12 protein-coding genes are annotated in these 10,126 nt (G+C 42.6%); 4 read left to right on the top strand and 8 right to left on the bottom strand.

What is annotated here, in order from left to right; genetic code table 11:
• The first annotated feature begins 68 nt into the window (after positions 1-68).
• Positions 69-611, top strand: coding sequence for a GNAT family N-acetyltransferase (locus CDG60_RS18055; protein ID WP_087513916.1), 543 nt, complete (start codon positions 69-71; stop codon positions 609-611).
• A 38-nt stretch (positions 612-649) separates the two neighbouring features.
• Here the strand turns inward: CDG60_RS18055 and CDG60_RS18060 are convergent, their stop codons facing one another.
• Positions 650-1,123 carry a hypothetical protein gene (locus CDG60_RS18060; protein ID WP_087513917.1) on the bottom strand — a complete coding sequence of 158 codons (474 nt, stop codon included), beginning with the start codon at positions 1,121-1,123 and terminating at the stop codon, positions 650-652.
• A 174-nt stretch (positions 1,124-1,297) separates the two neighbouring features.
• Here CDG60_RS18060 and guaD point away from each other — a divergent pair, with 174 nt between their 5' ends.
• The 3 genes from guaD (at position 1,298) to CDG60_RS18075 (ending at position 3,803) form a co-directional block, all read left to right on the top strand.
• Positions 1,298-2,620, top strand: coding sequence for a guanine deaminase (gene guaD, locus CDG60_RS18065; RefSeq protein ID WP_087513918.1), 1,323 nt, complete (start codon positions 1,298-1,300; stop codon positions 2,618-2,620).
• A 229-nt stretch (positions 2,621-2,849) separates the two neighbouring features.
• Positions 2,850-3,377 (top strand): hypoxanthine phosphoribosyltransferase, encoded by a 528-nt coding sequence (gene hpt / locus CDG60_RS18070; RefSeq protein ID WP_087513919.1) that lies wholly within the window; start codon positions 2,850-2,852, stop codon positions 3,375-3,377.
• Between the two features lie 174 nt (positions 3,378-3,551).
• Positions 3,552-3,803 carry a GlsB/YeaQ/YmgE family stress response membrane protein gene (locus CDG60_RS18075; RefSeq protein ID WP_087513920.1) on the top strand — a complete coding sequence of 84 codons (252 nt, stop codon included), beginning with the start codon at positions 3,552-3,554 and terminating at the stop codon, positions 3,801-3,803.
• A 59-nt stretch (positions 3,804-3,862) separates the two neighbouring features.
• Here the strand turns inward: CDG60_RS18075 and CDG60_RS18080 are convergent, their stop codons facing one another.
• From CDG60_RS18080 to rpmH, 7 genes are all read right to left on the bottom strand, one after another.
• On the bottom strand, positions 3,863-4,564 hold the full coding sequence (locus tag CDG60_RS18080) for a DsbC family protein (RefSeq protein ID WP_087513921.1): 702 nt from the start codon (positions 4,562-4,564) through the stop codon (positions 3,863-3,865).
• Positions 4,565-4,831: 267 nt separating this feature from the next.
• Positions 4,832-5,188 carry a NirD/YgiW/YdeI family stress tolerance protein gene (locus CDG60_RS18085; protein ID WP_087513922.1) on the bottom strand — a complete coding sequence of 119 codons (357 nt, stop codon included), beginning with the start codon at positions 5,186-5,188 and terminating at the stop codon, positions 4,832-4,834.
• 149 nt (positions 5,189-5,337) lie between these two features.
• On the bottom strand, positions 5,338-6,702 hold the full coding sequence (gene mnmE / locus CDG60_RS18090; protein ID WP_087513923.1) for a tRNA uridine-5-carboxymethylaminomethyl(34) synthesis GTPase MnmE: 1,365 nt from the start codon (positions 6,700-6,702) through the stop codon (positions 5,338-5,340).
• A gap of 106 nt (positions 6,703-6,808) precedes the next feature.
• Positions 6,809-8,566, bottom strand: a complete 1,758-nt coding sequence (gene yidC, locus CDG60_RS18095; protein WP_087513924.1) for a membrane protein insertase YidC — start codon at positions 8,564-8,566, stop codon at positions 6,809-6,811.
• 5 nt (positions 8,567-8,571) lie between these two features.
• A complete protein-coding gene (yidD, locus tag CDG60_RS18100; RefSeq protein WP_087513925.1) occupies positions 8,572-8,892 on the bottom strand; it encodes a membrane protein insertion efficiency factor YidD in 321 nt (106 codons plus the stop codon).
• A 9-nt stretch (positions 8,893-8,901) separates the two neighbouring features.
• The gene (gene rnpA / locus CDG60_RS18105) at positions 8,902-9,297 is read right to left on the bottom strand and encodes a ribonuclease P protein component (RefSeq protein WP_087513946.1); all 396 of its coding nucleotides are present in this window, start codon (positions 9,295-9,297) and stop codon (positions 8,902-8,904) included.
• A gap of 30 nt (positions 9,298-9,327) precedes the next feature.
• A complete protein-coding gene (gene rpmH, locus CDG60_RS18110) occupies positions 9,328-9,462 on the bottom strand; it encodes a 50S ribosomal protein L34 (RefSeq protein ID WP_000831329.1) in 135 nt (44 codons plus the stop codon).
• Positions 9,463-10,126 lie beyond the last annotated feature (664 nt).

Raw genomic sequence — 10,126 nt, forward strand, 5'->3', positions numbered from 1 at the left:
GTTTTCTGATTTAAACTGATAAAAATTTGCATTATGATGACTGTATAAAAAACAAACTTTTTTAAATTATGCTGAAAACTGAACGATTAATACTCAGACAATGGGAAAAAAGTGATTATCTACCTTTTATAAAGATGAGCCTTGATCCTGATGTCATGAAATATCTTCCAGGGCTGCTGACAGAAGAAGAAAGTCTCCATATCATCAAAACAGTTAAAAAAATAATAGATAATAATGGCTGGGGAATCTGGGCTGTTGAATTAAAAGAAAATCACAGATTTATCGGTTTTATAGGTTTACATGAACAACCTGCTCAGTTTGATTTTTCACCCTGTATTGAAATCGCCTGGCGTTTATCCAAAGAACACTGGGGAAATGGCTATGCAACAGAAGGAGCAAAAGCTGTACTGGATTATGCTTTTCATACCTTAAATTTCGATAAAATCGTTTCATTTACTGCATCAGTAAATATTGCTTCTGAAGCAATTATGAAAAAATTAGATATGACTAAAGTCAAAGAATTTACGCATCCTGAATTTTCTTCAAATCCATATGCAGCAAAACATGTTTTATATGAAATCAATCATCCCAGATTAAAAAAGCCGACATAAAAATATCGGCTTTCAATGATTCATTATACTTTAAAACATCAGATCGTATGCTCAGCCACACGTTTCATGTATTTATTCAGACGGGTAAAGTACAGCAACTGTAAAAAAACAGTAAAGGCTGAAACACACCACTCATACCACAGATCAAATGCAGTATCAGCAAGGTTTAAAAGCTGATACACCCCCAGTAAGACCAGTCCAAAAACAATACCTGCAACCGTCGTCTGCAACAGGATCGGAAATGAAAGCGCAGTCACACGGTTCAGAAAATGGATACCGTTATCACCGCCATTGGCTTTATATGTCCGTTCAATTCCAATCACCATAATGATCAGGGTCAGTACGGCTTCAACACCAATGATACGCACATCATAATAAGGAGAATACATACCATAGTAATAAACAGCACTGACCACTAAAGCCGCAATTAAATAATAGTTCTTATAATGCTGCTTCTCTAAAGTATCTTCCGCCAGTTCATGTGCAAGGGCTTTGGTATTCCAGAAATACATAAGATTCGGAGTCTCTTATTTAGTTATTTGCCGACACTTTACTCATTCTTCACAGAAAGATAAAGCACCCTTGCCATCGTTTTTGCGATTAACAATTTAATTCAGTCCGATGCAGATGTCATGTTGGCGAATCAGGTACAATCAACCGAAAAAAGTATAAATTGCAGGTTTTTTATGTCTCCCGATACACAAAGAACAGTTGTTCGTGGTCGTTTTCTTGATATAGCTCAGACAGTGACGGATCCATCTCTGATCGCTGATCAGATCCGCCTGACTGAAGATGGTCTGCTCATCAGTGAAAATGGAAAAATCACATGGTTCGGCTCATGGCGGGACGGGCAGTCACAACTGACAGATGAAGATCATATTGAATACTATCCTGAGCAGCTGATCGTGCCTGGTTTTATTGATACGCATATTCATTTTCCTCAGGCTGAAATGGTCGGGGCTTATGGCGAACAGTTGCTGGAATGGTTAAATACGTATACGTTCCCAACGGAAATGCAGTTTTCAGACAAAGAATATGCCAGCCAGATCGCACAGTTTTTTGTACAGGAACTGCTGAAAAATGGAACCACCACGGCGCTGGTGTTCTGCACCGTTCACCCCGAATCTGTCGATGCACTGTTTGAAGCCGCAGAACAGCATCAGATGCGCCTGATTGCAGGTAAAGTCATGATGGACCGTCATGCACCCGATGCACTGACAGATACCGCAGAAAGCGCATACCAGGATTCTAAAGCACTGATTGAGAAATGGCATGGCAAAGAGCGGAATCTTTATGCCATTACCCCGCGTTTTGCTCCAACTTCAACAGAAGAGCAACTGACACGGGCAGGGCAGTTAAAAGCAGAATACCCAGATGTTTATGTACATACTCATTTAAGTGAAAACCATAATGAAATTGCCTGGGTGAAAGAGCTGTTTCCTGAACAGAAGGGTTATCTGGATGTCTATCATCACTATGGACTGACAGGTGAGCGTTCGGTGTTCGCACATTGTGTGCATCTTGAAGAACACGAATGGGACTGTATGCATACAACCGATTCTGCGATAGCTTTCTGTCCGACCTCCAACCTGTTTTTAGGCAGCGGTTTATTTCCTCTGAAACAAACATGGGACAGACAGGTCAAAGTCGGACTGGGAACTGATATCGGGGCAGGCACCTCATTCTGTCAGTTACAGACACTCAATGAAGCCTATAAAGTACAACAGTTACAGGGAGACCGACTGTCTGCCTTTGAATCGCTCTATCATGCGACACTTGGGGGTGCCAGAGCGCTGTCCCTGGATCATCAGCTGGGTAACTTCAATCCCGGCAAAGAAGCTGATTTTGTGGTGCTGAATCTGAAACCGACTGCCCTTCAGCAACTGCGTCAGCAACGCGCCAGAAATATTGAAGATGCCCTGTTTGCCCTGTTTACCATGGGTGATGACCGTAATATTCAGGCGACTTATATTTATGGAAATAAAGCCTATGAGCAATCCATCACATAAGCCCTCAAAACATAAAAAATCCAGGAAAAAACGGATTTTAGCAGGTACATTTTTTGTCATCTGTGCGCTGTTACTGAAACGTGACAGCCAGTAAAAATATGACAATTACATAATGTTCTGCCAAAAAAGATGCATCCCGAACAGATATGTTTTAAAATCAGGTCATCTAATAGGTGTTGCTCGTCAACACCTTTTTTAATTTCTGCATTTGATGTTTTAGGTATTTCCCATGACTATTGATATGAAAGTGATGATTTCTGCTGAAGAGATTCAGGCAAAAGTTCATGAACTGGGTCAGCAGATTGATGCACATTATGCCAGCAGTGATAAAGAACTGGTGCTGATCGGTCTGTTACGTGGTTCAGTCATCTTCATGGCTGATTTATGCCGTACAATCAGCAAAACTCATGAGCTGGATTTCATGACAGTTTCCAGCTACGGTGGTGGTACTGTTTCCAGCCGTGATGTCCGTATCCTGAAAGATCTGGATGGTGAAATCCGTGATAAAGACGTCCTTGTGGTTGAAGATATTATTGATTCAGGCAATACCCTGAGCAAAGTCCTGGAAATACTCCAGACCCGTGGTCCAAACTCCATTGAACTGTGTACGCTGGTCAGCAAACCTTCACGCCGTGAAATTGATCTGGATGTCCGCTTTTTAGGTTTTGAAGTGGAAGATAAATTTATCGTGGGTTATGGGCTCGACTACGATCAGAAATACCGTCATATTCCATTTATTGGTGAAATTGGACTTTGATACAGTCATTGTCCATCTGAAAGCGGCGAAAGCCGCTTTTTTTTTAAATTTGTGTTTTTTTGTACAAAAAAGCAACATGTTTTTGCATTTAATCTCTGTTATCCCTGTGCAAATCATTCAATGATGTAAATACAGATATCATCACTAAATACATGATAAGAAAGGAGAGTGCAGATGTGGTCACTTATTGTTGCTATCGTGGTGGGTTTCATTGCGGGCTTAATTGCACGTGCCATTCATCCGGGTGAAGATAAAGCAGGATTCATTGTTACGACTGTGCTGGGGATTGCAGGTTCTCTGCTTGCGACCTATGGCGGTCGTTTACTGGGGCTGTATGCTGACAACTCAGCAGCTGGTTTTATTGCATCGGTTATCGGCGCGATTATTATTCTGTTTGTCTATAACTTCGTTGCCAAACGCACATAAGCCCGAACAGCTCTAAATGTAAAAAAGCACCTTCAAGGTGCTTTTTTACTGTGGTCAGCTTACAGACCGAATTCTTTCCAGATCTGTTCAATCTGTTCCGCAGGATAAGCACCCATTACTTTAAAGCCATTAGAAAAAATAATAGCCGGTGTTCCATTTAAACCCAGAGATTTACCCAGACTTAAATTGCGGTCAATCGGATTTGCACATGATTTTTTCGATGCAGGCTGTATTCCTTTTGAAACCAGGTTTTCCCATGCCAGGGCTGGATTTTTTTCACAGAAAAGCTGCTTTGAAGGTGCTACAGACTGCGCTTTAATCGGGAAAATAAACGTATAGACCGTCACATCATTCAGTTTTTTCAGTTCAGCCTCAAGTTTCTGACAATACGGGCAATTTGGGTCAGAAAAAATCGCCAGCTCTCGCTTGCCATTACCTCTCACACTTTTTACTGCATCTTTCAGCGGCAGTTTTTTCCAGTCAACAGTATTTTGCTGAATCATCAGGTTTTTAGTCAGATTCTGCTGATCTTTTAAACGGATCATAGAGCCGACCAGCACATGCTGCGCGTCTTCATTCAGATAAACCACCTGACCTTCCATTGCCCCACTGTAAATACCCTGCATTTCTGTGCTCTGGATATTTTCAATTTTCAGTTCTGGATTATTCTGCGCCAGATTCTTTCTGACTGTTTCCACATTTGCAGAACTCATGCCTGAAATCAGTGCAGCCAGAGCGAAGATCATCGTTTTTTTCATCATGAATATGCTCATTCATTTTATAAGTCCGCACAGATTCTACGCATAATTTTTCATGTATGCATCAGTTTTAGCAGCATCTTTTTATTTCAGTCGCGTTTCACGTGGAACTGGATTTTCAGGCATTGATCTGCACTGTGCCATGGGCAGTTTCTTCAGGATCAGACTGATTTATAAAAGAACTGAAATGCTGTACCTGAACACGTCAGCATTTAAAATGGCAGCCTGAAGCTGCCATTTTTTCGGTATAAACAGATTCTGTATCTGTCGTTATTTTACAAATTCAATTTTTACAGCATCAATATCTGCAGGTTTATAACGGTGTGTATCGACTTCACCGGTTACTTTAATCTGAGTACCTGGTGTCAGCTGCGCTGATGTTGCCAGTTTATCATCAATATCCACCACAATATGACCACTTGCATCTTTGAGTTCATAATGTTCATGTTTGATCTGACGTACAACCGTACCTGTCAGTATGACTGCGGTCTCATCAGCAGCTTTCATTGCCTGAGCAACGGTCACTGCTTTTGCAGATTGAATGATGCGCAGGTCATCCTCATCACCCGCCCATGTGGCAGTACTGAATGCAAAAAAGACCAGAAGTACTGTCAGCGATTTTTTCATAGCGTCTACCTGTAATGGAGTGTTGAATACAGATTTCAGCTTAACCTGTTCAGAAAAGCCTGTAAATTGAGCTTACACAACAACAGAACGCTGTCACAGAAATTTTCAGAAAATACAGTATCTAAAGGAATTTTTCAGATCACAGTATTTTACTTTCCGATACAGAAAGAACCGAAAATTTTTCCAAGTAGATCATCCGCACTGAAATCTCCAGTGATCTCTCCCAGTGCATTCTGAGCCAGTCTCAGAGACTCTGCCACCAGCTCACCGGCATTGAAAACTACAAGTTGCTCACGTGCCTCAGCCAGATAGTGCTGAGTACGCATCATTGCGTCCAGATGACGCGTTCGGGCAATAAAGGTGTCTTCCTCAGGCTGAAATCCTGCATGCGCTGTAATAGCATCAATCAGCGCCTGAACGCCCATGTCCTGTCTGGCAGAGACCGTAATCTGTCTGAATCCATCCAGATCATTGATCTGAGGCTGTTCAGCAGTCAGATCACATTTATTACCGATCAGCATCAGCTGTTTAGGTTCAATGTGCTCTGCAAAATAGTTCTTTGCCAGTTCAAGCGGATTTTCACCCTGGCTTAAATCATAGACCAGCAGTAACAGATCCGCCTGCTCAATTTCCTGAATCGCACGGCGGATACCTTCTTTTTCAACCACATCACCCGTTTCACGCAACCCTGCAGTATCCGTCAGGGTAATGGGTAAACCATTCAGGGTAATTTTTTCATGCAGAACATCACGGGTTGTTCCTGCAATATCCGTCACAATCGCCCGGTCATTTCCAGACAGCGCATTCAGCAGTGATGATTTTCCTGCATTCGGTTTACCCGCAATCACGACCTGCAGCCCCTCACGCAGTAACTGTCCCTGGCGGGCAGACTGCTGAACTTTTGTGACTGAAGCCTGAACATCTTCCAGCAGCGCTAAAATTTTACCGTCAGCCAGAAAGTCAATTTCCTCTTCAGGGAAATCAATCGCTGCTTCCACATGCAGACGCAGATGCACCAGTTTTTCCAGCACGGTATTGACCTTGACTGAAAAAGCCCCTTGCAGGGAACGTACCGCAGAACGGGCAGCCGCCTGAGAGCTGGCATCAATCAGATCTGCAATCGCTTCAGCCTGCACCAGATCCATTTTGCCATTTTCAAAAGCACGCATGGAAAATTCACCGGCTTTTGCAGCTACCGCCCCCAGTTCAAGTAAACGGGCAAGCAATGCATTCTGAATGACGGGTCCCCCGTGTCCCTGGAGTTCCACCACATCTTCACCGGTAAATGAATGCGGATTCGGGAAACAGATCACCAGTCCCTCATCCATCACTTCACTTTGCGCATCCATAAACTGACGGAAACCTGCAAAACGGGCTTTGGGTAATGCTTTCTGAGTCAGCTGTTCTGCAATGGCATAAGCTCTGGGTCCTGACAGACGAATCACCCCGACGCCACCACGGCCTGGCGGTGTTGCAATGGCTGCAATCGTCGTATTCAGAATCGGTGTGTTCATCTCATCAGTCTCTTGTTTCAGAAAATATGGGGTCAATAAAAAATCCGCCTAAGATTACCATCTTAAGCGGATTTATTCAGCTGTTGCTTTACTGTGGTTTTACAGCTCAGGCAGCTTCTCTTTTCAGACGTTCTTTTTCAACACTTTTGTTGATGAAAGACTGCTGAAGAATCGTGATCGAGTTGTTCACAATCCAGTACAGCACCAGGCCGGCAGGGAAGAACAGCATAAATACTGTAAACATGATCGGCATGATTTTAAATACTTTTGCCTGCATAGGATCAGTTGGCTGCGGGTTCAGCATCTGCTGAACAAACATGGTCACACCCATCAGTAACGGCAGGATGAACCACGGATCCATTGCAGATAAATCCTGAATCCAGAGCATCCACGGTGCATGACGCAGTTCCACAGATTCCATCAGTACCCAGTACAGTGCAAGGAAAATCGGCATCTGCAGTAACAGCGGTAAACAACCCGACAATGGATTGACCTGTTCACGCTTATACAATGCCATCATTTCCTGAGAGAAGCGCATACGGTCTTCACCGAATTCTTCTTTCATACGCTGCATTTCAGGTGCAATGACACGCATTTTTGCCATTGAGCGATAGCTTTTTGATGATAACGGCCAGAGAATCAGCTTCACCAGTACAGTCAACAGAATAATTGACCAGCCCCAGTTGCCTACAATGTTATGGAAGAACTGCAAACCAATGAACAGCAGTTTAGCAATTGGCCATAACCATCCATAATCCACTGTCTGATTCAGCCCTACAGCCAGATCTTTCAGTTCAGACTGAATTTTTGGACCTGAATAGAACGTCGCACCAACTTCTGCTGTGGTTCCTGCAGGAACATTGAAGGTTGGTGAGCTGAATCCAATGATATTCATTTCATCAGCAGATTTACGTGATTCAAGTTTGGCACTGTAAGCCTGACCATTGGCCTGAGTCAGTTTCAGATCACCAGGAATCCATGCGCTGACAAAGTAATGCTGAACAACAGCAACCCATCCACCCTTAGCTTCAACACTGAGTTTTTCTTCATTGAAGTTTGCAAATTTCAGTTTGTTGTAATGTTCTTCAGGTGTACCCCATGCGCCACCCAGGAATGTACCCAGTGTAAAAATACCCTGATCAGATTTTCCTGGATCTTCGGAGTTATCACGCTTGATCTGACCGAACATCTGTCCTTGCCAGTTCTGTGCACTGCGGTTGGTGATTTTATGGTTGACCACGACTGGATAATCACCTTCAGTAAAGGTGAATATTTTAGTGATTTCCACACCATCAGCAGTTTTAAGCACCATTGGAACAGTTAACTGTTTAACAGTCTGTCCTTCTTTGGTTTTCACAGGTACGGCATCTGCCAGTGTATAAACAGATTTTTCTGTTTCATAAACAGGACGGCCACTGCGACCACTGTCTGGTCCATTCAGACCAATCAGACCGGACTGGGCAACATAAGTCCGTTTTGCATCACTTTCCAGCATGACAAAAGGCTGATCGCTGTCTTTGTTTTTATCATGATTAAGTAATTCAAGACGAACAATATCACCACCTTTGGGATTGATCCATAGATGATAAAGGTCGGTCTGTACTGAAATAAGCTGTTGACTTACAGGTGCTGTGACATTTTTTGCTGCCTGTTGAGTTGCAATATTTGCCTGTGGCACGTCAGAAGCTGCAGTTGCAACAGTCTGACCATTTGGCAGGTCAGCAGAAACATCATGTGAAACAACAGCCGTTTCCTGCTGTGCTTTGATGTCTGCCTGACCATAATCTTTCTGCCAAGCCAGAATAAGCAAATATGCGACGACAAACATGGCTCCAAGAATGGCAAACCTGGCCCATTGTTGCATATCTATTACCCCAAGTGGTTTGAGTGGTTCTGGTTCAATAAACGTTCACGAAAGGGTACAGCAACGTGAAGCATTTGAGAATCAATTTTCTGAAATGAAATAAAACGGACTGGTCGGGAAGGGACAGGATCAAAACCTGAACCACCCCAGGGATGACAGCGGCAAACCCGTCTGGCAGCAAACCACACACCACGCACAGCACCATGCATATGGACTGCTTCCAGCGCATACTGAGAACATGTTGGAATATAACGACAGCGCGGTCCAAGCAAAGGACTGATCGCAATCTGATAAAAACGTATGAACCAATGCAGTAAACGAACCATTGGTTGTCTCTAATTTTGTGGGGAGGGAGGTGCTATTCTGGAATGCTTTCTGGCAATACGTTGTAATTTTTGCCAGGCAAATTGTAATTGCTGATGCAATTCATCATTGGAAACTGCTTCTATACCTGTTTTAGGCATAACCACAATATCCAGTAATTCCAATTGCTGCCGGTGCAGGCGAAAACTTTCGCGAGCAAGCCGTTTTACTCTGTTTCTTTCATGTGCACGACGCACTTTTTTCTTGGCAACAACAATACCCAAACGACTGTTCAGTTGTTCGGAAGGTTTTGCCAGAAAAAGAAAATGGGGTTGATGCACTTTAAAAAGCGCACCATCAAATACACTTTTATAATCCGCAGCACAGCGAATTCTGAGCGCAGGACTAAAACTGAAAAGTGGCATCACACCCAAGTCGGAACCCAACTGTTTAATAGATTAAACAGTTAAGCTGTGACGACCTTTTGCACGACGGCGAGCCAGGACCTGACGACCTGCTTTAGTAGCCATACGTGCACGGAAACCATGAACACGTTTACGTTTAAGTTCAGATGGCTGGAAAGTACGTTTCATATCGAAACTCCCAAATTGATCTTTCTATAAAGGTTCGCGAGTTTAGTGTTCATTGCTTGAGCTGTCAATGCAAAATCAGATATTCGCTAAAAATAAGCACTGTTTTAAATGTGTCAATACTTATAGGTACATATATAAAGAAAAAAACAAAATCAGTTATCAATAATGTATTTCATTGGATTATAAGGTAAAATAAGTTATCAGCAAGCATATCCTCAATCTTATCCACAGCCTGTGATCGTGATTTAAATTTAATTCCCAGAAATTCTGAATTTAAAAATACTGGAGACTTATCCCCAAAATTGGTCGCTCTATTAAATAAATTCAAATTTATAAATTTAAATTTATTCTTATTAGAGAGCTGTTTTTCTGTTGAAAACCCTATATTTATTATTTAAATCAATGTCTTTTGTTGTGGATATCTATGTTATAACCCTGCCTGGGAATTGTGGATATCCTGGTGTGTTTATTTATCCACAGGTTGTGGTTTGAGTTATCCACAAGCGGTTGAATTTAAATTTATTGTATCTCCTGTTCCCTTTTTGAACGAAGTTGCTTAACTTTGTCATGACAGATGTGGATAAGCTGGTTAGAATGGCGACCCGCTCAGTTTGGCGGTGTTGTTTTTGAATTTAAATTTAAATGGAATGAACAGGGGTTACAC

Origin of the sequence: Acinetobacter chinensis, assembly GCF_002165375.2 — a bacterium.
GTDB lineage: Bacteria > Pseudomonadota > Gammaproteobacteria > Pseudomonadales > Moraxellaceae > Acinetobacter > Acinetobacter chinensis.

Coding starts and splice junctions, on each gene's coding strand:
- mnmE (WP_087513923.1), bottom strand. CDS start 6,702: ATGAACACACCGATTCTGAATACGACGATTGCAGCCATTGCAACACCG.
- CDG60_RS18085 (WP_087513922.1), bottom strand. CDS start 5,188: ATGAAAAAATCGCTGACAGTACTTCTGGTCTTTTTTGCATTCAGTACT.
- yidC (WP_087513924.1), bottom strand. CDS start 8,566: ATGCAACAATGGGCCAGGTTTGCCATTCTTGGAGCCATGTTTGTCGTC.
- guaD (WP_087513918.1), top strand. CDS start 1,298: ATGTCTCCCGATACACAAAGAACAGTTGTTCGTGGTCGTTTTCTTGAT.
- CDG60_RS18055 (WP_087513916.1), top strand. CDS start 69: ATGCTGAAAACTGAACGATTAATACTCAGACAATGGGAAAAAAGTGAT.
- CDG60_RS18080 (WP_087513921.1), bottom strand. CDS start 4,564: ATGATGAAAAAAACGATGATCTTCGCTCTGGCTGCACTGATTTCAGGC.
- rpmH (WP_000831329.1), bottom strand. CDS start 9,462: ATGAAACGTACTTTCCAGCCATCTGAACTTAAACGTAAACGTGTTCAT.
- hpt (WP_087513919.1), top strand. CDS start 2,850: ATGACTATTGATATGAAAGTGATGATTTCTGCTGAAGAGATTCAGGCA.
- CDG60_RS18060 (WP_087513917.1), bottom strand. CDS start 1,123: ATGTATTTCTGGAATACCAAAGCCCTTGCACATGAACTGGCGGAAGAT.
- CDG60_RS18075 (WP_087513920.1), top strand. CDS start 3,552: ATGTGGTCACTTATTGTTGCTATCGTGGTGGGTTTCATTGCGGGCTTA.
- yidD (WP_087513925.1), bottom strand. CDS start 8,892: ATGGTTCGTTTACTGCATTGGTTCATACGTTTTTATCAGATTGCGATC.